Source organism: Methylotenera sp. (assembly GCF_013141425.1).
Lineage (GTDB): Bacteria > Pseudomonadota > Gammaproteobacteria > Burkholderiales > Methylophilaceae > Methylotenera.
In genome coordinates this window covers 23,504-46,312 of sequence record NZ_JABFRA010000071.1, presented here as the reverse complement: position 1 = coordinate 46,312, position 22,809 = coordinate 23,504, and the positions used below count along the sequence as shown (strand labels likewise).

The following is a 22,809-nucleotide window of genomic DNA, read 5'->3' as shown; positions in this document are numbered from 1 at the left end:
ATTGAGCATCATCAAAAGTGATTTCATTGTTGGTGACTGGCATGTTAATTTTCATGATTCGCTTCTTTCTAACTTTTTTAAAATACTAGGAATATTTATTTCAAATTTAAATTTGCTTACTTTTTACTGTCATGCTGAACTTGTTTCAGCATCTAGTGCTTACTAGCGCATCCGTTCTATTGCTCTTACTTTTAATTCCTATTCACGCGATTCTGACCTGCGTCAGAATGACAGATGCAACTTAATGCACGGCCACCGCTTCAATCAATGCCATTTCCTGGCTGTTCATCAGCTGTTCAATATCCACTAAAATAAACATTTGCTCTTCTACCGTGGCAAGGCCGACGATATATTTGGTATCAATGTTTGATACCAGCGATGGCACATCGCGGATTTGTTCTTCTTTCAGCGCCATCACGTCGGATACGCCATCCACCACAATGCCGACTACGCGGCCATTGAGATTTAAAATAATCACCACGGTAAATTCGTCGTATTCCACTTTGCCTAAGTTAAACTTGATGCGCAGGTCTACAATCGGCACGATTTTGCCGCGTAGATTAACTACACCTTTGATAAAATCTGGCGTGTTAGCGATTTGCGTCACGGCGTCATAACCACGAATCTCTTGCACTTTTAAAATCTCCAGGCCGTATTGTTCTTCACCTAATACAAACGTCAAATATTCGCCTGCGGCACTTGTGGATTTAACAGAAGTGCTTTTTGTATTGGCACTGCTAATATTTTCTGTACTCATTTTGTAAGCTCCTTAGGAATTGCTTGATTTGCATAGTGTGCGAATGGCAAAGCGCCAGTCAGATAATTAGTGGTTTGTCCCATTTGAATAATGGCTGAAACGTCCAGAATAAGTGCCACTCCGCCATCACCCATGATGGTGGCACCCGATACGCCTGGCACTTTTCTGTAATTGGTTTCTAGGCTCTTAATCACCACTTGTTGCTGGCCGACTAAGCGATCAACAAACAAAGCGGATTTTTTACCGTCGGATTCCAGCAACACCAGCACGCCTTCGGTTGGGTCGGTAATGTCAGTGCGGTGATTAAACAAGCTGTGCAGCGCGATAATTGGCAAATACTCGCCACGCACATGCACCATGCGGCCTTCACCTGTCACGGTTTTAATGTCTTCAGCACGCGGTTGCAAGGTTTCTACAATGAGGTTGAGCGGAATCACGTAGATGCTGTTGCCCAGAGAAACGGACATACCATCCAGAATCGCTAAGGTGAGTGGTAATGAAATGGATATTGTGGTGCCGTAACCGAGTGCGGAACGAATCTCCACCACGCCATTCATGGCGGCAATATTACGTTTCACCACGTCCATGCCCACACCGCGACCTGAAACATCGGTAACGACTTCGGCAGTTGAAAAGCCTGGTGCAAAGATTAAGTTAAACACATCGCTGTCACTCATGTTTTCGCTAACGGTTAAGCCGTTGGCTTTGGCTTTAGCGAGTAATTTATCGCGGTTCAGCCCTGCGCCATCATCCGTCACTTCAATTACAATACTGCCGCCTTTGTGTGCGGCAGAAAGTGTAAGCGTGCCAGTTTCGTTCTTACCCGCCGCTTTACGGCCTGCGGGCAATTCAATGCCGTGGTCTACACTGTTACGCACCAAATGGGTTAAGGGGTCAACAATGCGCTCGATTAAACCTTTGTCTAACTCCGTAGTTGCACCCACAGTAACGAACTCTACTTTTTTGCCTAATTTGGCAGCTAAATCGCGCACCATGCGCGGGAAGCGTGAAAATACAAAGTCCATCGGCATCATACGAATCGACATGACAGATTCTTGCAAATCGCGCGTGTTACGTGTGAGCTGTCCAACACTGTTAATAAGTGGCTCATGTTGTACGGGGTCTAAATTGCTAATGCGCTGCTCAATCATGGCTTGCGTAATCACCAATTCGCCAACGAGGTTAATCAGTTGGTCGACTTTTTCAATGCCAACACGAATCGATGAAGTTTCTGCACTGGCAGGCGCTTTGTCTGATTCACGGCGGCCTTGGTTTCTGCGGTCGGCTTGTTCAGCGGCGCTGGCGGTTGCGGTATTTGTTGCAGCAGTATTTTCAGCTTTGCTGACTTCCGCTTGCTTTTCAACTTCTGCTTTGCCTGAGTTTTCTTCGGTGGCTACGGTATCGTCACCAATCAAAGTGGCAACTGCAGCGTCTGCATGCGGCTTAAAGGGTGCAAAGAAACCGTAACCTTCTTCTTCGTTTTCTTTACCATCCACGGCAAATAGACCGTAACCGACCTCTTCTTCAATTTTTACTTTTTCTATAGTGTTTGTCTGGGAAGAACTAACCTTCGTTTCAACCACATCATTATCGTCAAATAAACCATAGCCAGGATCTTCAACTGGTGCCGCCTGTGCACTTGGCGCAGCAGAGGCAGATGCTAAAGGTGCAGGCACTGGTGTTGCTGTGGCATGTGGTGCCAAAGAAATGACTAAATCATTCGGGTCAAGAACAAACGAGCAGATAGAAATAATGTCGTCTTGCGTTGAGTCAGTGGCTAAGACAAACACATGGCGCCCATGCGCATTCTTGGTCGCTTCTACTGCGCCTAATAAGCTCAATTCTTCTTGCAGATTACTTGCATCTTTATCGGATATTTCAGGCAAGAATATATGAAAATGCGTTAAGCCATCGGCAGCTTGCGGTGCAACGACTGGCGTTTCAATAACTGGTTTTGCAATTTCAGGTTCGGCAGGTTTTGCTTCAACCACTGACGCAGCGGGTGCTGGCTTAGCTACTAAACCACCTGCTTCAGAGAGTGACTTCAGCATCATTTTCACATCGGCCACTTGCTCTTGATCCACTTCGGTAGCTAATCGATGACCATCAACTTCCATTTTCAGCACATCTTTAGCAGCCAAAAAGGCGTCCACATGTTCTGCGGTCAGCGCCATTTCATTTTTACGAATTTTATCCAGCAGATTTTCCAGCACATGGGTAATTTCGGTCATGTCCATAAAGCCAAACGTCGCAGCGCCACCTTTGATGGAGTGCGCGGCGCGAAAGATGGCGTTTAAATCTTCAACGTCAGGATTTTCTATGTCGATGTCTAGCAACAATCGCTCCGCTTCAGCGAGCAACTCCTCTGCCTCATCAAAAAAGACCTCGTAAAACTGACTCATATCAATTGTCATTGCTGTACTCCATTTATCTATTTACTCTTCCGACAACTATTATTTTGTAGGAGTGATCTTTACGACCCGATGACTTTCTGAACTACTTCAATCAAGCGTTTTGGATCAAACGGTTTCACCAACCAACCATTGGCACCAGCGGCTTTGCCTTTTGCTTTCATTTCATCGCTAGATTCTGTTGTGAGCATCAAAATTGGCACTTTTTGATACGAACCTAATTCACGCAGATTTTTAATGAGCGTCAAACCATCCATGATTGGCATGTTTTGGTCTGTCAACACGAGGTCTACAGTCTTTTGCTTAGCTTTATCTAGGCCATCCTGACCATCGACCGCCTGCACCACATCGTAACCAGCGGCTTTTAAGCTAAATGCCACCATCTGACGAAGAGAACCTGAGTCATCTACTGCTAGAATTGTTTTTGCCATTTCATACACTCACTTTTCGTTGTTAAACTTACTAATAGTTAATAATTCAAAAACTTCAATACTTTTCCGGTCATCACCTACTACTTAACGGTTGCGATCGCTTTATTTTTAGCCATTACTGGTAAATAGTTTCAAAAATCGATATTAAAAAAGGTCAATGTCGCCTGTTGTCATATTTTGCTGGTCAACGGAACGTCTTAAGCCGCCCGACAAGGTGCGGCTTCCTTCATGCAAGCTATGACTCATTTCGTCTAAAAACTTGGCAATTTCTTCATGCTCGTGGTCTGGATCAATATCATTGCTGTGGTTACCCAACTCGTGCAGCAAGTCTTTTAAGCCATTTACCCGCCGAATGGTGCGGTTGAGCAATTGGCTAGTAAGGTCTTGAAACTGCAAGCCAGTCACCGCCGCATTTACTTCTTGACCAATCTTTTGCTTAAACTCTTCCAGCTTTTTGGTCTCGGCCACATCAAACTTGTGCGCTTCTAACAAGGCATTCAGCACTTGCTGTTGCTCGGTAACGGCTTCGTGAACCGCCATAAAGCTTGCACCTAACTTCTCGATTGCCTCGCTCAGCAAAAAGGTGGTTTGCAGTAAATCGGCTTCTACTTCCACCAAATGTTGTTTGCCGTGGTCTGATACCGCAGCGAGCAAGCTTCTTAATTCGGTTGTTGGTAATGTTTTCATGTTCATAATCATGTTCCAAAGTGCTGCATTTCAATTTAGCGAATACGACCAGTTAAACTAATCAATTCTATTTTTTACTTTTATTGCTTAAATTTACAAAAGCCTAGTTGGGCCTAAACAGGTAGCGCTTGTTTAGGGCGTAAGCATGGCCTTACTTACATCCGAAGCCGCAGAATCGGCTGGAACATCAATAGACGCACCATCTTTTAAGGCATTTTCTTCGGCTTGCTTATTCATGATAATGATGCTGATGCGGCGATTGGTTGCATCAAACGGGTTCTCTTTATTAAACAAGCTAGCTGACGACAGGCCAACTACACGCAGTAATTTGGTTTCATCCATACCGCCTGCCACCAGTTCTCGCCGAGAGGCATTCGCCCGGTCTGAAGAAAGCTCCCAATTGCTGTAGGATTTTTCACCATTAGGGTATGGCGTTGCGTCGGTATGACCAGACAAGCTGATTTTATTGGTCACACCATTGAACATCTGGCCAAGTTCCTGCAAAATCTGCTTGGCATAAGGCTGTAACTCGGCTTTAGAAGAGTTAAACATGGCACGATTTTGTTCATCGACAATCTGCACGCGTAAACCTTCAGAGGTAATATCCAGCAATAATTGGTTTTTAAACTTACTCAAATTTGGACTATCTTCAATCGCCTTCTCGATTTTATTTTTCAGCTCTTCTAACTTAACTTTTTCTTCTTTCTCTAAAGCTTTTTTGGCGGTTTCAGCATCAATCGCGGTTTTCTTACCATCAGGGCCGTCTACTTTTTTTACTTGGCCTGACTTTTTAGTAAAATCTTTACCACCACCACCTTTAATCAAGGTATCACTGGCACCCACCGAAGTACCGCCCATCATGGCCACTTTTAATGGTGTTTTAAAGTAATCCGAAATACCTTCTTTTTGTGCTTTTGAAGTTGAGCCTAACAACCACATCAGCAAGAAGAAGGCCATCATAGCGGTCACAAAGTCGGCGTAGGCAATCTTCCAAGCCCCGCCGTGGTGGCCACCACCGCCTTTTTTAATCTTCTTTACGATAATCGGTCTTACGCGTTCTTCAGCCATTACATGCTCCGTATTCAGTCATTGCGTTGCGTAACAATTTGCTATTTGTTCTTGGTTTGTTTAACGTGCGTTTCAAGCTCGGCAAAGCCTGGACGCTCGGTTGAATAAAGAATCTTGCGGCCAAATTCCACCGCTATTGCTGGCGCATATCCATTGAGGCTGGAAATTAAGGTGACTTTTACCGTGTTATACATTTTGGTGCTCTCTTCTAGCTTTTGTTCTAACAAGCCAGAAAGCGGACCGACAAACCCATAAGCCAGCAAAATCCCCAGGAAGGTACCCACCAGCGCATGACCAATCAAAATGCCCAATTCGTTAGGTGGCAAATGTAAACTTTCCATGGTATGTACTACGCCCATCACCGCAGCCACGATACCAAAGGCAGGTAAAGCATCGCCCAACTTAGCAATACAATGCGCTGGCACATGGCCTTCCATGTGGTGCGTTTCGATTTCACTTTCCATTAAAGTTTCAATTTGAAAAGCATCCATGTTGCCTGAACCCATTAAGCGTAAATAATCGGTAATAAACTCAGTCAGGTGATGATCGTGCAGTAACTTTGGATATTTACTGAACAGCGGACTGGCTTCTGGATTCTCCACATCGTTTTCAATCGACATCATGCCGTCTTTGCGAATTTTGGAAAGAATCTCGAATAGCAAGGCCAGTAAATCCAAGTAAAGTGCTTTGGTAAATTTGGAGCCTTTAAATATGCTAGGCAATGTTTTGGCTGTTGCTTTAAGTGCTTTATTGTCATTACCTACAATAAATGAACCTAAAGCACCACCAAAAATCATTAGCACTTCCAACGGTTGCCACAAGCCGCCTAAATGGCCGCCTGCCATGGCATAGCCGCCAAAAATTGTGCCGCAGATCACAACGTAACCAATAATGACAAACATATTTAAGCACTCCAGACTTGGTAAAAATTACTTTGGTTTAATAATTGGGTTTAATAATTGCTTACAGAATAGCAATCGCTTGTGTAAATCAATCTGTGGAATAAAGGCGTGTTTTTAGGCTTATATTGTGTTTTGTATCCAAGGATTGAATTAACCCAATTACTAGAAACGCCTTTAAATAAGGCGTGTAGATGAATTACTGTTGGATTTGTATTGGACGGAGAAAGCGTTCTCGAAAGGAAGAAACGCTAGTGGGGCAGTAAATTTGTTAGGCGATTTTCCACACATAAATTGCAGGTGAATTTTCATTTCCCGCAATACGCATGGTGGGGGGAATACCTGGTATTTCAAATTCAAGGCTGATCAGCAAGCTGCCTGGCAGCATTTCTTGACTGGCCTTTTCCCACAGATTCTGCATGGCGACTGGGGAAAGATAGGCAAAAATTACATCGTAGTTTGCAAACTGCAGGGCATTATAATCGCCCAATTTAAAAACAGCTTTCGAACGGCGGAATTTGGCTCGGACAATACTGATTATCCACGGTAATGGTGCAATCTCGATGCCTTCAATCTGGCTATCTGGCCTAGCCTTGGCGATGTACATCGACATATCGCCCAGCCCACTGCCAATGTCAACTAACCGTACCACTTGTGTTTGCGGAATAATTTTAGCTACTTGCTGCCAGACAACTGGACGTGATGGAAAAAAGGGAACTTGTGTGCGGAACGTCGTCCAGAATAGACTTAAGCTGACAATGAAGCCTATTAAATACAATTCACTTGGCACATGCCATTGCAATAAAGCCCATGCAGCGAGGGGAAAAGCTAGGTGTATCCAACGCCACCAACTTGCCATGCCTGCGAATTTAGACAAGGTTGCAGCAAAAAACGCTTGCATCAACACTAAACTAAAAATTGAAAAGCTTAAGGTAATTGCCATATAATTGGCTGCAAACCAACCCATCATTTGGGTGCTTGCTAACACAGTCATCAATGCCCCGCCTTGTATCAAAACAGCTTTTGCGGCGGGTACTATACGAATTTTTTTTCGTATTTTTGCTGTAATTGCTTCGATTGCCTGCCTATCAATGCCCTGCTTATCGAATGGCTTACTGACTGCCAACTTTTCAGACTGAATTAAATGAAGCGACTGCGCTTGTTGCCTTGTCTGGTTTAAACTCAATTTATTCAGGGTTTCTTGCATCATCTAATACCATGTAAGCATTTAAATATTATTACTTTTTAGCCTTTGCAATTAGGCCGTCATCGCCACTACTTTATAAGTCAATTCTTTGGCTTTTTTGGTTTTGCCTGCACGTGAAGGCACGTGGCATAAGTTACAAACATATTGATGATTCAAGTCATAGCTGTTGACAATAAAGCTACCACCACAGCAATTGCAGTTTTGTAGTTTTAACATTTTACTTTCAACAAAGCGCACTAATGTCCAAGCACGTGTCATGGATAATACGGGCTCTTCTTCGCCTTCTTGCTCAACTTGTTGTAAGTACAAACTGTAGGCTTTAATGATGGCATGAATGCCTTTTTCATCGGTATAGTCCACCATGAATTTGTATATATTGTAGAAAATAGATGAATGAATATTTGGCTGCCAGGTTAAGAACCAATCGGTTGAGAATGGCAACATACCTTTTGGTGGCGATACGCCTTTTAACTCTTTGTACAATTTAATCAAACGTTCACGTGATAATGTTGTTTGCGCTTCAAGCAATTGCAATCTTGCACCTAATTTAATCATTTTGATTGCCAATTGAATTTGTTCTGATTCATTTACTACGCTTTTCTTTTCCATTATATTCTCCTTAACTTACGATTAAGCTGATATTGATTTAGTGGGCCAATGCTTCGGCATTTTGGCCTGCCATTAACACGGCAGTATGCAAGTGGGCTTGTGCACGATCTTTGGTGTAATTGGTTAGCATTCCCAAAATTGCACTGTCATCAAAACGGAAACGTGCTAGCATCATATTTGTGCTGCTGAGTTTTAATAACTGCAAGTTACTTAAACCTTCCAATAAATCTGCGATATCTTTGCTAATACCCAAACGGAAAATTGCAGTGGCTTTATCTGAGCGGATTAATTGTTGAGCCAACATTAAGTAGTTCAAATTGGCATCTTTAATTTCTGACATCATTTCAAATTCGTTCATTTTTATTTCCCCATTCATTTTTACTTCGGTTGTAAATAATGTGTTGCGCGTATGGGTTGTACTTTGAACTTCTTAACATCAGTTAACAATTAGGGTTTGTCGGTATTTTTAGTAAGACAAGCGGACAGACCCATGTAGGTGTTTGTCTTACAAACACCTACATGGGCTATGAGAAGCTATATATTTCAAACACTTACAACTTTAAGTGCTGCTAAAATTTCTTTATATCAGTAATTTCATTTTAAATAAATATCCTAAAATTTTCTAAAGTTTTACAGTAATTTACCGTTAAGCTCTAGCTGCGCCAGCATTTCGCTGACTTCAATACAAACAACTCAAACTGTTTATGGCCTATTTTTCAAATACTTTAATTTTTCTACAAAAAACATTTTCGGTTTCATCGAATAAGTTTTTATCGGCCACACTTTAAAAAACTTTAGGGTTTATTTGAAAATATTTTCATTTATTTTTTAAGTAATTGACTTTAAATAAATTAATTATTAAAAATAATTATAAATATGCTAATTTTGGCTTGCTTTTTAGAGTCAAAAAGTCACATCGACTTAAAGAATGGGCCGCTTTCACCCTTTTATTCCAAAGATACAATCGCACTATCGCAACGCATAATTCATCCTATGCAGTAAATAAAAGAAGTCGCGAATTAATCTGCATTAATTAACAATTGAATTAACTATTTGAACTAAACATTGGGAATCGTCATGGCTGAAGACAGCGATTTAGAAAAAACAGAACAGGCTTCCTCCAAGCGCATTGAAAAAGCGCGCGAAGAAGGTGATGTGCCACGCTCACGCGAGTTGGCCACTGTGACTGTGCTTTTCACCACTGGCTTGACGATCTTAATGATGGGCGACCATCTTAATCAAGCGCTAATGACCACCATGAGTTCTGGCTTGCATTTTGACCGCCAAGCGGCGTTTGACCCGATCGTGTTACTAATGAGAATCAGCCACTCTATCTATGACTTATTACTGGCATTCGCTCCACTAGCCTTAGTACTAGTGGTTGTGGCAATTGCATCGCCTATCATAATTGGCGGTTGGGTTTTCAGTGGTAAAGCGTTTTTACCACAATTTGGCCGTCTGAATCCATTAAAAGGCTTGGGTAATATTGTTTCAAAAAGTGCCGCCGTAGAGCTAATTAAATCTATCGCTAAAGTCATGCTGGTGGGAATTGTGGCTTACGTTGTTATATCTCATGACATGGAGCCTATTCTGGCGCTTTCTTCATTGCCGCTGAAATCTGGCATTGCACAAGTCAGTGATTTGATGCTGATGGGATTTTTAACCATTGTCAGCACTTTAGTAGTGATTGCTGCCATTGACGTGCCCTACCAACTTTATCAATACGCGCAAAAACTAAAAATGACCAAAGAAGAAGTGCGTCAAGAATCGAAAGAGTCTGAAGGTAATCCTGAAATCAAAGCCAAGATTCGTCAGCAACAACGCGAAATGGCTAGACGCAGAATGATGGCTGAGATTCCAAATGCCGATGTAGTGATTACCAACCCAACCCACTATGCCGTCGCCATTAAATATCAGGACGAAGGCATGCGCGCACCAGTAGTGGTTGCTAAGGGTGCAGATGCTGTTGCTTTGAAGATTCGTGAAATTGCTGGTGAACATCAAGTGCTTATTATGGAATCACCTAAATTAGCGCGTGCACTGTATGCCCACACTGAACTTGGTAGCGAAATCCCTGAAGCCCTTTATTCTGCTGTCGCTGAAGTTTTAGCTTATGTATTTCAAATGCGCATTTTCAAAAAAGCTGGCGGCTTTCAACCAGAAGTGCCGAAAGCTGTACCTGTGCCAGATGAATTAGATCCGCACAGTTTATTACCAGCGGCAAATAATCTAGATGCTGGAGTACCCGCCTGATGAACTCGCTTAATCTACCAAGCTGGATGAAAACAATAGGTAGCCGCAATGTAGCGGCGCCGCTAATCATTATATTGCTGTTAGCAATGATGATTTTGCCATTGCCAGCCATTGTTCTGGATGTGTTATTCAGCTTCAATATCGCCATTTCAATCATGGTCTTGCTTATTGGTTTGCAAACTAGAAAAGCGCTTGATTTTATTGCCTTTCCAACCGTGTTACTGATGACAACCATGTTGCGCTTATCGCTAAATGTGGCGTCTACCCGAGTAGTATTGGCAGAAGGCCACAATGGACCTGATGCTGCAGGTAAAGTGATTGAAGCTTTTGGCCACTTCTTGATTGGCGGCAACTACACTGTGGGTATCGTGGTATTTGTGATTCTGACAATCATCAACTTTACCGTAGTAACCAAAGGTGCAGGCCGTATCGCTGAAGTTGGCGCACGCTTTACCTTAGACGCGATGCCAGGTAAACAAATGGCGATTGACGCAGACTTAAACGCTGGTTTAATTGGCGAAGATGAAGCTCGCCGTCGCCGTGCAGAAGTGGGTCAGGAATCAGAATTCTACGGCGCAATGGACGGTGCAAGTAAATATGTACGTGGTGATGCGATTGCCGGCATTATGGTGATTATCATCAATATCGTTGGTGGTTTAGTGGTGGGTATCGTGCAACATGATCTCGCCTTTGCCGATGCCGTTAAAAACTACACCATGTTAGCAATTGGTGATGGTTTGGTTGCACAAATTCCTTCGCTCATTATCTCGGTGGCCGCGGGTGTAGTGGTTTCTCGTGTTGCGAATAATGAAGATATTGGAGGTCAGTTAGTCACACAATTATTCTCTAACTCAAAAGTGGTTTATGTGACTGCGGGCATCATCGGCGGCATGGGCGCTATTCCTGGTATGCCACACTTTGCATTCTTATTACTCGCCGCCTTGTTGGCTGGCATGGCTTACATCATTGCTGAACAGAAAAAATCGGCGGAAGCTGAGCCTATCGTAGAGGAAAAAGTGGAAGTTATCTCTAACCTTGAGGAAGCAAGCTGGGATGACGTTACCCCTGTGGATGTGGTTGGCCTTGAAGTTGGCTATCGCTTAATTCCATTAGTAGATAAAGCGCAAGGTGGCGATTTACTTAAACGCATTAAAGGTTTACGTAAGAAATTTGCCCAAGAAGTTGGTTTCTTAGCACCAACAGTACATATTCGCGACAACTTGGAACTTAAACCTTCTAACTACCGCATTACCCTAAAAGGCGTGGAAATTGCCAGCGGCGAGTCTAATTATGGCCAATATTTGGCGATTGACCCTGGCATGGTATCCGGCCAACTCGCTGGTGTTGCTACGACTGACCCTGCATTTGGCTTGCCTGCGGTGTGGATTGATAGCAGCGTGCGCGATGAAGCTCAAAACATGGGCTATACCGTAGTAGACGCAGGTACTGTGATTGCAACGCATCTAAACCACATCATCTCGCTGCATGCAGGTGAATTATTGGGTCGCCAAGAAGTGCAACAACTGCTAGACCATATCAGCAAAGATGCACCTAAATTGGTAGAAGACTTAACCCCTAAATTATTGTCACTTGCTGTGATACAAAAAGTGTTGCAAAACTTATTAGCTGAAGGCGTGCATATTCGGGATATGCGCACGATTGTTGAAACCCTATCGGAATATGCAACGCAAACACAAGATACCAGCGAGTTGACTGCCGTTGTGCGTGTTCAGCTTGGCCGCGCTATCGTGCAGCAATTATTCCCCACTGGCAACGAAGTTACGGTGATGACTTTAGACAGCAACTTGGAGCGCTTGTTAACTCAAGCCATGCAAGGCAACAGTCCAACTGGCTCTGCGATTGAACCTGGCATGGCAGAAACACTTTCTAAACAAGCCGAAGCAGCAGCAAAACAGCAAGAACAAATGGGTATGACGCCCGTATTATTGGTTTCAGCCCCATTACGTGCAGCGTTATCAAAATTCTTACGCCGCGCCATACCACATCTTCGTGTGCTTTCTCACGAAGAATTACCAGATTCAAAAACCATACGTGTCACTAGTCTTATTGGAGGTTCAGCATGAACATTAAACGTTTTTTCGGAAAAAACTCACGCGAAGCACTGAGCATGGTGCGAAAAGAGTTAGGCGACGATGCCGTGATTCTCTCGAATCGAGCGATGAATGGCGGCAATGAAATCATGGCCTTCAGAGAAGAAGACATGAACGCCATGGTGGCTAGAGATGAAAATCGCCCATTTAAAGTGAGCGAGGAAAGTATCGACCCGCCAACACTGCTTTCGCTATTGCATAAGAATAATCGCGCACAAGCGGCGGATTCCCATGCTAGCCTAGAAAATACGACCTTCCTAGAAAACGGTCTTGAAGAGCCATTTACTACACAACCGTTTATAGCTGAGATGGATGATTACGACGAAATCATTAAACGTGCAGAACAAAAAAGAAGCGTAGCGCTGAATAAACCGCAAGTAGCAGCTAAACCAGCAGCTCCCCAAGTGAAACCAAGCAGTGCTTCATTAAGCCGCCCTGCCATGGCTGAAAAACTTGGTCAGCCACAAACAAGTGCACAAATCACTGAAATGCTCAACGAAATGCGCAATATGCGTAGCGTGATTGAATCGCAACTCACCGCTATTTCATGGGGCAACATTCAGCAACGCGACCCGGTAAAGTCTAAAATATTGAGCAATCTTTTATCCGCTGGTTTTAGCGCTGCTTTATCAAGACAACTCACAGAAAAAATGCCTGAAAACTTAGCGGAAGATAAAGCAACCGCTTGGATTAAGTCGATTCTCGGCATTAACTTAAACACCATTGAAAATGAAACTGAAGTGTTTGACCAAGGTGGTATTTTTGCCTTGATTGGCCCAACAGGTGTAGGCAAGACCACAACCACGGCAAAATTAGCGGCACGTTATGTTATGAAGCACGGCACGCAAAACTTAGGCATTATTACCACAGATGCTTATCGTATTGGCGGTCACGAGCAACTCCGAATCTACGGCAAAATTCTTGGCGTAATGGTTCACGCCGTGAAAGACGAAGCTGACTTAAAAATTGCACTCAATGAACTTAAAAACAAACACACTATTCTGATTGATACAGTAGGTGTGAGCCAGCGCGACCGCATGGTAGCCGAGCAAATTGCCATGCTTTCAAGCACCAATTTACCGGTTAAAAAACTGTTGTGTCTAAATGCAACCAGCACAGGTGAAACACTGGCTGACGTGATTAAAGCCTATAAAGGCAAAGGTTTAGATGGATGCATTATCACCAAGTTAGACGAAGCCGCGACCATAGGTAACGCCCTGGATGTGGTGATTCGGGAAAAACTGAAATTATTCTACGTAGCGAATGGACAACGTGTGCCTGAAGATATCCATCTCGCCAATAAAGCCTATTTGATTCAGCATGCATTAAATCTTAAAGCAAACTGCAATCAAGCTTTTCAGTTCTTGGCAGATGAGTTGCCGTTTGTCATGGGCAACACCGTTGGCAATACATTAACAACACAATTAGCGGGGTTGAGCCATGTCTAATTTTCAAAACGATCAAGCTGCAGGCTTACGCCGTATTATGGCGGCACCAAAGCCTAGGGTAGTGTCTATCATTTCCGCAGCAACTAACCATGACCAGCCACGCATGATGACGAACCTCGCCGCAACTATATGTTGCCATGGCAGCGATGTACTGATTGTGCATGCTTCTGAAAACTCCCGTGAATCGAGCTATAACGCAAATAATTTGCCATCCTTATTTGATGTTGCCAACGAAAGCCATTCAATAGAAGCGGCCATTGCCAGCACTCCACATGGCTTTAGCATAAGCAAGCTCATGCAGAAAAATCAATTCAATATTGCACAAGACAGTAAGCTAAACAGCCAAGTGAATGCTATTTTTGGTGAGCTCGCGCGTCAGTATGAAATTGTTTTGGTTGATGCAACTCTCAATGAAAATAATCTATTGCCCTTAAAAATTCTTAACCAAGGTGAAATCATCGTCCAGCTCACACGTCGTCCAGAATCCATCAAGCAGGCTTACACCTTAATTAAACAAATTTGCAGCCAATTAGGTCGACGAGCTTTTGGCATTGTGGTTGAGGATGCAAGCGATGCGCAGGCGCAAATTGTTTTTAACAACATTGCTCAAGTGGCAAGACGTTTTATGCAAATTGAACTGGAATTTTTTGGTGCGATACCTAACGATGATCACCTTAACCGTGCCGCCAAACTTGGTCGCTCGGTAATTGATGCATTTCCGATGGCGGCTGCTTCTAGCGCCTTTAAACAACTGGCAGAACGTTTAGATTACAAACCCGTTTATTGCAAACAAGAACTTAGTGCCGCCAATAATCAGGCATCATTTATCTAGCTTAGAGGTTCACTATGTATACCGTTTATGGAAAAAAAGACCAAAAAGACGAACTGTTGAACAAACACGCCGTATTGGTAAAAAAACTCGCTTATCAGCTTAAAGCCAAGCTGCCACCTAGTGTAGAACTGGATGATTTGGTGCAAGCTGGCATGATGGGTTTGCTAGACGCGATTAATCGCTATGAAGACACCCACGGTGCACAGTTTGAAACCTATGCGGTGCAAAGAATTCGCGGTGCGATGTTGGACGAATTGCGCAGTGCTGATTGGCTTCCACGCAGTGTGCGTAAGAACATGCGCGACGTAGAAAGTGCCATCAGCCAGCTTGAACAACAACTCGGTAAACCGCCAACAGAAAGCGAAGTGGCAAAAAAATTACAATTATCACTCGATGATTATTACGAAATGTTGGGTGACAGCGGCGGCCATCAGCTCATTTATTATGAAGATTTTCATGAATCTGAAAATGGTGAACACTTTCTTGACCGTTTTAATACCGATAGCGACAGTGGCGATCCCATTAAAGTGCTACTCGATGGTGACTTCCGTGAAGCGCTAGTCGATGCCATTACCTCCCTGCCTGAACGTGAAAAAATACTGATGGGGCTTTATTACGAGCAGGAACTAAATTTAAAAGAAATTGGTGCGGTGATGAATGTTTCTGAATCACGTGTATGCCAATTACATAGCCAGGCTGTGGCAAGATTACGCGCGAATTTAAAAGAGAGATCATGGACTGGAGTAGCTTAGGTGGCTTAGCCCTTGCCTTAATCGGCATATTAGTCGGCCAAGCAGTGGAAGGCGGGCAAATTGGCTCGCTGATTCAGCCTGCGGCCTTTTTAATTGTGATGTGCGGCACCTTTGGTGCGGTATTAGTGCAAACCAATACCAAAAACTTTATTGCTGGGCTGCTTTTTGTGCGCCAAGTATTTTCTCCACCTATCGATGACAGGCAGGAACTCGCCAAACGCATTAACCAATGGAGCCACTTTGCCCGCAAAGAAGGTATTTTCATGTTAGAGCCGTACATGAAAAAAGAGACTGAACCTTTCATCCAAAAAGGCTTAAGGCTGATGATTGACGGCACACCGCCAGACAAGTTACGCCAAGTCATGGCGATTGATATGCATTTTTACGAAATTCAACAACGCAATGCTGCAAAAATATGGAATGCCGCTGGCGGCTATGCGCCTACCGTTGGCATTTTAGGTGCGGTACTCGGTTTGATTCATGTGATGGAAAACCTTTCTGACCCAAGCAAACTGGGTAGCGGCATTGCCGTGGCGTTTGTTGCCACCATCTATGGCGTGGGTTTAGCTAATTTAGTGTTCTTGCCTATTTCCAATAAACTTAAAGCATTAATACAACATGAAATGATGCGTCGTGAAATGCTATTAAATGCCTGGGTCTCGATTGCCAGTGGCGATCATCCCAGAATCGTTGAAGAACGTCTGTTGGCTTACCTTCGCTAATCAAATTTCCATTTTAGAACTCGTATGATTAGAAGACCGCCCCTTGACGATGACGAAGAAAGCACAGACCGCTGGCTGGTTTCTTACGCCGATTTCATCACCCTGCTCTTTGCATTTTTTGTGGTGATGTATTCCATTTCCTCGGTCAATCAGGGTAAATACAATGAGCTAATGTCTTCCATGGGCAACGCGTTTACTGGTGGCAGCATTTCAAGCCCAATCAAAATCAACAGTAAGCCCATTTCAGGTGCGAACAACAAACTCAAAGGGCAACCCTACTCCGTTGTTAAACCCTTACCGCTAACGCACCTTTACAACGAGAAAATGCGCCGCGAGCGTGAAGCCATGACACGCATGGCGGTTGATATCTCAAACAAACTCGCACCATTGATTAACGAGAATAAAGTACGCGTGATGCAAAATAATCGCGGCATTCGTATCGACATCAACGACAGTCTGTTATTTAGCCCAGGTTCGGCTGATTTAGCGTCAGCAGCCTCTGGCGTGCTGAATGAAGTAGCCACATTGATTAAAGACAATGAACGCTTGATACAAGTAGAAGGGCATACCGATAATATCGCCATTCACAACGAGACTTTTTTCTCAAACTGGGAACTCTCTGCGGTACGCGCTAGTAGCGTAGTGAGAATGTTAAGCGATGCAGGTATTGCTGAGGCAAGATTAAGTGCGCTTGGTTTTGGCTCAACGCAACCGCTTGCCGAGAACGTCAGCGTAGAAGGACGCGCCAAAAACCGTCGCGTGTCGATAATGATTCTGTACGAAGGTCAGACTGAAGCGCAAAATCAAACAGGCTTTGGATTGGAAATAACACCTCAAAGCCCCGCCACACAAGCTGAAGCACCTAAAACGCTTAAGCCTTAAACCGACAGCACCTAATTTCAGCCGTTGGCTAATAGCACTTCAAACTGCTCAATCGGCACAGGCCTGCCGAAGAAATAACCTTGGTAATGAGTGCAGCCGTTATTGAGCAATAAGCCTTGCTGCTCTTCGGTTTCTACACCTTCGGCGATGACGTTTAAATTAAGCGTATGCGCCATTGCAATGATGGTACGCACAATCGCTTGATCACTGCTATCGACCGCGATATCGCGCACAAAGGACTGGTCAATTTTGAGCTGATACAAAGGTAAACGCTTGAGATATTGTAAAGAAGAATAGCCTGTACCAAAATCATCAAGCGAGAAGCGAATTCCCACCTCTTTCAATTTATTCATGGTGGCGACTGTGTCTTCAATGTTATCCAAAAGCATGCTCTCTGTAAGTTCCAGTTTTAGCCGCATCGGATTAATGGCGTATCGTTTAATGGCTTCTTGTACTTGGTTTACGAAATCGGCTTGACGGAATTGCTTAGCGCTGACGTTAATTGATAGCGTCAAATCACGTGTGAGTTCATGCTTTTCCCAACTTTTTAGCTGAGCGCAAGCGGTTTCCAACACCCACTGACCAATCGGCAATATCAAACCTGTTTCTTCAGCTAATGGAATAAAGTGGAAGGGCGAAACCAAACCATGCTCAGGATGCAACCAGCGAATTAGCGCTTCTGCACCCATCGCACGGCCCGAAACGTCGACCTGAATTTGATAATACAAATGAAGTTGATGTTTTTCTAACGCTTTGCGCAATTCGCGCTCAAGGTCCACCCGCGTATTAATCACTTCCTGCATTTTTGGATCAAAGAATCGTATGGTATTTCTACCGGCTTTTTTGGCCTGATACATGGCGATATCTGCATGTTTCAAGAGCTCTTCTTGCGATTGATTATGATTGCTGAACAGCGCCACGCCTACGCTTGGCGTGCAATGATATTCGTGCTGACCAAGCTGATAGGCCGCATTAAGCGAAGCCAGAATTTTTTCGCCAATCAACTCAACCTGGGCGGCCGCCTCAGTCGCCACTTCACTTAAGTCTTCTAGCAACACTACATATTCATCGCCACCTAAACGCGCAACAGTATCACCCTCACGTACACAGGCTGATAAACGTTCAGCCACTTGCTGTAGCAGCAAGTCGCCTACATCGTGGCCCAAGGAATCATTCAGCGTTTTAAAATGGTCAAGGTCCAAAAATAGCACCGCCCCATCGCGCCCAGTTCGGTTACTAAACACTAAGGCCTGGTTAAGCCTATCCACCATCAAACGTCGATTCGGCAAGCCTGTGAGGGAATCGTAAAACGCCAGATGCTTAATTTCTTCCGCTGCGGCTTTATTCATGGTGATGTCGGTTAAAGTCGCCACATGGTTAGTCACAACACCGTAAGCATCTTTTACAACGGTTACCGTTAAATGTTGCGGGAATACCTCGCCATTTTTACGGCGGTTATACACTTCACCGGCCCAATGCCCCGTGGCATGTACACATTCCCATAGTGCATCATAAAAACCTTCGGTATGCTGACTAGAACTCAGCAAACGCGGCGTGTGGCCGATGGCCTCTTCTACTGTATAGCCAGTAATATCACAGAAAGCTTTATTCACTTTTAAAATAATGTTTTTAGCGTCTGTCACCATCATGCCTTCTTGCGATTCAAACGCAATGGAGGCAATGCGAAGATCATCTTCTGCATTTTTACGTTCAATCGCGATGCTGGCCAGATTAGCAATTTGCGCAATCATTTTTATGTCTGCATCACTCGGGGCGTGCGGTTCTTGATGATAAATTGCAAAAGTACCGAGCACTTTTCCGCTGGAAGCCAAAATAGGCTCAGACCAACAAGCGGCCAAGCCAGAGCTTAGCGCAAGCTCTTTGTAATTTTCCCAATACGGATGTGTGGCGATATCTTCTACAATCACTCGCTCTCCTGTAAACGCCGCAGTGCCACAAGAGCCGACGCCCAAACCAATTTCAATACCATCAATAGCTGCATTATAGAAAGGCGGTAAATTTGGTGCGACTATATTCACCAAATGCCTGCCATCCAAATCCAGCATAAGAATGCTACAAATCATTCCAGGGTTACATTTTTCCACGCCCAGCACAACTTCTTCCAATATCTGATCTAGCTTAATATCTTCAATCAATAAACCAAGAATGTGACTGCGGAACTGCTCAAACATTTCAAACCGTTTACGTAGATTAATGTCGCGTGCAAAACCAACCGTACCAACTACTTGACCATCAATTGTGACAGGCGATTTATAAGTTTCAAACCAGACGGACTGACCATTGATTTGTATCATCTCTTCAGCAGCCTTTGGTTGCCCATCATTAATAACGGCAATATCATCCTCACGGTATTTTTTTGCTAATTCTCTCGGCCAGACTTCTAAATCTGATTTACCGCGTAGCAACTCCTCGGATGCAAAACCACTGGCATTAGCAAAAGCCTGATTGACCGCAAGGTAGCGATGTTTATTGTCTTTCAGCCAAACCATGAAGGGGAAATTGTCTAGCAGCGAACGCTGGTAACCTTCTCGTATTTTTGAGGCAAGTTCCGCTTGTCTAAGCTGAGTTACATCTTCAATGGTGATGCGTAGAATGGGCTGATCTTCATCGTCATCCATTCGCAGACAATGCAGGCTGGCATTAAACGTAGTGCCGTCATCGTTCATCATATTCAGATCTAAGCTCAATTCCTCGCCACCTTGCAGTTCTTTCATAATGGCAAACTGACGGCGCCAACGGCCCTTATCATCTTCAGCGATAAATTGCTCCATGCGATGCTGATTAATCTGTTTGCGTGGCAAGCCAAGTAGCGCAGTCACCTTCCAATTCACTTCAGCAATCATGCCATGCTGATTGACTGACAAATAGCCAATCGGCGCAAATTCATACAAGTCTACATAACGTTCATGCGATTCCATTAGTTCAACTTGCATGCGTTTTAATTTTTCTTCGGCGAGTTTGCGCTCGGTAATGTCCTCTTGCGTACCAATCATACGCAGTGCTTTTCCGTCTTCGCTATGGCTAACCACCATACCGCGACTCAGCATCCACTTATAACTTTCGTCTTTGCACTTCAGGCGATATTCGACAACATAACTATTGGCTTTCCCATCCAGATAATCTTGCCCAGCATTCAGCACTCGGTCTTTGTCTTCGGGGTGGAGTCGACTTATCCACTCTTCTCGGCTTGGTAGAATATCGTCTTCCTCATAACCCAGCATTTGTGCCCAACGTTTAGAATACTTAGCTTCATTGGTCTGCACATTAACATCCCACACCCCGTCACCAGCCCCCTCAATCGCAAACTTCCAGCGATACTCACTTTCAATTAACTCTTGTTCTGTTTTCTCGCGCTCAGTAATATCAACCACAGAGCCTAGATAATATGCCACTTCTCCATTGGCATCTTTCACTGTACTAATAGTAAGTTGTTCTGGATAAATTTCACCATTCTTACGCTTATTCCAAACTTCGCCGCTCCATTTTCCTGTGCTATTAATAATCTCCCACATCGCTTTATAAAATGCGCCATCGTGACGGCCAGAACTCAATATTGAGGGAGTTTTACCAATCGCTTCCTGAGCGCTATAACCCGTAGTTTTAATAAAGGCATCATTCACACGTACCATTACCTTATTTGCATCGCAAATCATAATGCTTTCTTGCGATTCAAAAGCAGTCGCGGCGATGCTAAGTTCAATTTCCGATTGTTTACGTTGGGTAATATCAGTATGTGTACCGAGCATGCGTGACGGCTTACCATCTTCGCTCTGACTCACCACCAATCCACGGGCAAGAATCCACTTATAACTTTGATCCTTACACTGCATGCGAAATTCAACCACGTAACTTGGAGATTTGCCGTCCAAGTAAGATTGAAGAGTCTCGGCTACCCGTGTCTGATCATCGGGATGTATCAGATTTACCCAAGCCTTACCGGTTTCTAAATCATCATTTTCAGCATATCCCAACATTTCTTTCCAGCGTTTGGAAAACTTAACCTGATCAGTCTTAATATTCCAATCCCATACACCGTCTCCAGAGCCTTCAATCGCGAACTTCCAGCGATATTCACTATCAACTAAGTCCTGTTCAATCTGCTTGCGCTCGGTAATATCCGTAATATAACCATGCCAAAGTATTGCGCCGCTTGACTCTTGTTCTGGCAATGCATTTCCATGTAGCCAATGCACGCTTTCATCAGCAAATTTCACGCGATACTCTAGGCTCCATGGGCTTAGATTTTTTGCTGATTCTTGAATTGACTTCGCGACTTTGTCGTAATCGTCAGGATGAAGTATATCGAATACTTTAGAAGCATCTTCGCGTACTTCTTCAGGGCTTACTCGATATATTTGCTTGATAGCCTCACTCGCGTATGGAAAGCAAGCACTTCCATCAGGGCGTAGCCTAAATTCATACACAACACCACTTAAGCGACTCGCAATTTTCTTAAGTCTAAGTTGCTCATCCTCCTGCACCGTTTGCAGTTTTTTACGCTCAGTAATATCTTGTATAAAAACCACAAACTGCCCACCATCGGCAGCACTAAACTGTGCGCTTACTTCTACTTCAAACATACTGCCATCTTTGCGTTTATGCACGGTTTCAAAGCGACCTTCACCCTGACTTAGAATGTCATCCTTATGCCTAACATTTACTTCAGAGGATTCGTTCGCATCTAAATCATGCACGTGCAGTTCAAGTAACTCTTGCTGGCTATAACCACTCATCCGGCAGTAAGCTTCGTTAACTTGTAATAACTTCCCTTGAAAATCGGTTAACCAGAAGCCATTCATTGCTCGATCGAGTATGGTTTGATGCATTACCGCATTCGATGCGATGAGTTTTTCGCGTTCATTCGCTTGAAACTGCAGATTAAAGTTCTCGAATAAACTTTTATTCGATTGCGATACACTGACATAAAGATAAGCAAGATAGACAATACCAACCAAGCCCATTGCTAAGGAGAAGGCATCGCCACTCATTAACAGCAGAATGATTAAGGGCAGAATGATGGGTAAAGCAAAGAGGGCCGCACTAAATCGATCAACGCCGTAAGATATCACCACACCACTTGAGATGCCAACCAAGGTGAATATCAGAAAAATTCGATGCTCGCTATTGATTTCAGGGAACATCAGCAACCCTGCTAAGCCCCAGAGCAAACCACCAATCAAAACACCAAAACGGAAAACTTTCAAACGGGCTTGTAGTGATGCAATATCATGCACTGGCTGGCGTTTGTATCGAAACAGAACCAGCATTCGGCCAATTGTTACCACAATCAGCAAAGCCCACCAAGAGAAAATCAGGGTCAGCGGAACCGCATCACGCATCATGTAAGCCAAGATAGAAGCGAGAATCACACTGCTAATCAGCGCACCATTATTGGCTTTGAGCAAGTATGCTAACTGGTTAGAAAGGAGTGCTAATTGTTGATTCTGATTTTTCATTGACGTTGGCTAGAAATGAAATTGCTGATTAAAACTGAATTGGCGTGTGAATTACTATTCAACAACTCACGGGAAATCATGCCCCAACAGAGCAATTGAGACAATGGTGACTGCGCTTTTAGTTGAAAACTAAAACAAAAAGAATGTATCCCCACTGGCTTTAACATGCCCACGTCACTGGACACGCCCCTTTAGTATATTTTTATATATCTAGTTCATTATTTTTGAACATATAGGCGCCATCGTGCTACTTTTTTTAAAGT

17 protein-coding genes are annotated in these 22,809 nt (G+C 43.8%); 7 read left to right on the top strand and 10 right to left on the bottom strand.

Annotated features, from left to right (window positions below; translation table 11 throughout):
• Positions 1-241: 241 nt before the first annotated feature.
• The 9 genes from HOO90_RS06110 to flhD all read right to left on the bottom strand — a co-directional run bounded on the left by HOO90_RS06110 (position 242) and on the right by flhD (position 8,427).
• Positions 242-757, bottom strand: coding sequence for a chemotaxis protein CheW (locus tag HOO90_RS06110; RefSeq protein ID WP_292840862.1), 516 nt, complete (start codon positions 755-757; stop codon positions 242-244).
• Positions 754-3,171, bottom strand: a complete 2,418-nt coding sequence (locus HOO90_RS06105; protein ID WP_292840859.1) for a chemotaxis protein CheW — start codon at positions 3,169-3,171, stop codon at positions 754-756. The genes HOO90_RS06110 and HOO90_RS06105 overlap by 4 nt, the downstream gene beginning before the upstream one ends.
• A 59-nt stretch (positions 3,172-3,230) precedes the next feature.
• Positions 3,231-3,599, bottom strand: a complete 369-nt coding sequence (locus tag HOO90_RS06100; RefSeq protein WP_292840857.1) for a response regulator — start codon at positions 3,597-3,599, stop codon at positions 3,231-3,233.
• Between the two features lie 144 nt (positions 3,600-3,743).
• Positions 3,744-4,292 carry a chemotaxis protein gene (locus tag HOO90_RS06095; RefSeq protein WP_292840854.1) on the bottom strand — a complete coding sequence of 183 codons (549 nt, stop codon included), beginning with the start codon at positions 4,290-4,292 and terminating at the stop codon, positions 3,744-3,746.
• A 126-nt stretch (positions 4,293-4,418) separates the two neighbouring features.
• Complete coding sequence (gene motB / locus HOO90_RS06090) at positions 4,419-5,354, bottom strand: flagellar motor protein MotB (protein ID WP_292840851.1); 936 nt, start codon at positions 5,352-5,354, stop codon at positions 4,419-4,421.
• Between the two features lie 41 nt (positions 5,355-5,395).
• Positions 5,396-6,256, bottom strand: a complete 861-nt coding sequence (motA, locus tag HOO90_RS06085; protein WP_292840848.1) for a flagellar motor stator protein MotA — start codon at positions 6,254-6,256, stop codon at positions 5,396-5,398.
• A 268-nt stretch (positions 6,257-6,524) separates the two neighbouring features.
• A complete protein-coding gene (locus HOO90_RS06080; RefSeq protein ID WP_292840846.1) occupies positions 6,525-7,460 on the bottom strand; it encodes a trans-aconitate 2-methyltransferase in 936 nt (311 codons plus the stop codon).
• Between the two features lie 51 nt (positions 7,461-7,511).
• Positions 7,512-8,069, bottom strand: coding sequence for a flagellar transcriptional regulator FlhC (gene flhC, locus HOO90_RS06075; RefSeq protein WP_292840843.1), 558 nt, complete (start codon positions 8,067-8,069; stop codon positions 7,512-7,514).
• 37 nt (positions 8,070-8,106) lie between these two features.
• Positions 8,107-8,427: a flagellar transcriptional regulator FlhD gene (gene flhD / locus HOO90_RS06070; RefSeq protein WP_292840840.1), complete on the bottom strand. Its 321-nt coding sequence runs from the start codon at positions 8,425-8,427 to the stop codon at positions 8,107-8,109.
• Positions 8,428-9,146: 719 nt separating this feature from the next.
• On the opposite strand from flhD, the gene flhB reads away from it, so the two are divergent.
• Genes flhB through motD form a run of 7 tightly spaced genes read left to right on the top strand, consistent with a single transcriptional unit; the run spans position 9,147 to position 17,069 of the window.
• A complete protein-coding gene (gene flhB / locus HOO90_RS06065) occupies positions 9,147-10,322 on the top strand; it encodes a flagellar biosynthesis protein FlhB (RefSeq protein WP_292840837.1) in 1,176 nt (391 codons plus the stop codon).
• Positions 10,322-12,406 carry a flagellar biosynthesis protein FlhA gene (gene flhA / locus HOO90_RS06060; RefSeq protein ID WP_292840834.1) on the top strand — a complete coding sequence of 695 codons (2,085 nt, stop codon included), beginning with the start codon at positions 10,322-10,324 and terminating at the stop codon, positions 12,404-12,406. The genes flhB and flhA overlap by 1 nt, the downstream gene beginning before the upstream one ends.
• Positions 12,403-13,881: a flagellar biosynthesis protein FlhF gene (flhF, locus tag HOO90_RS06055; protein WP_292840831.1), complete on the top strand. Its 1,479-nt coding sequence runs from the start codon at positions 12,403-12,405 to the stop codon at positions 13,879-13,881. Before flhA ends, flhF begins: the two co-directional genes overlap by 4 nt.
• Positions 13,874-14,713, top strand: coding sequence for a MotR (locus HOO90_RS06050; protein ID WP_292840828.1), 840 nt, complete (start codon positions 13,874-13,876; stop codon positions 14,711-14,713). Before flhF ends, HOO90_RS06050 begins: the two co-directional genes overlap by 8 nt.
• A 14-nt stretch (positions 14,714-14,727) precedes the next feature.
• The gene (locus HOO90_RS06045) at positions 14,728-15,465 is read left to right on the top strand and encodes an RNA polymerase sigma factor FliA (RefSeq protein ID WP_292840825.1); all 738 of its coding nucleotides are present in this window, start codon (positions 14,728-14,730) and stop codon (positions 15,463-15,465) included.
• A complete protein-coding gene (locus HOO90_RS06040) occupies positions 15,447-16,187 on the top strand; it encodes a flagellar motor protein (protein WP_292840822.1) in 741 nt (246 codons plus the stop codon). Before HOO90_RS06045 ends, HOO90_RS06040 begins: the two co-directional genes overlap by 19 nt.
• A 24-nt stretch (positions 16,188-16,211) precedes the next feature.
• Positions 16,212-17,069 carry a flagellar motor protein MotD gene (gene motD, locus HOO90_RS06035; RefSeq protein ID WP_292840819.1) on the top strand — a complete coding sequence of 286 codons (858 nt, stop codon included), beginning with the start codon at positions 16,212-16,214 and terminating at the stop codon, positions 17,067-17,069.
• A gap of 17 nt (positions 17,070-17,086) precedes the next feature.
• On the opposite strand, the gene HOO90_RS06030 is transcribed toward motD, so the two are convergent.
• On the bottom strand, positions 17,087-22,546 hold the full coding sequence (locus tag HOO90_RS06030) for a PAS domain S-box protein (protein ID WP_292840816.1): 5,460 nt from the start codon (positions 22,544-22,546) through the stop codon (positions 17,087-17,089).
• Positions 22,547-22,809: the final 263 nt, after the last annotated feature.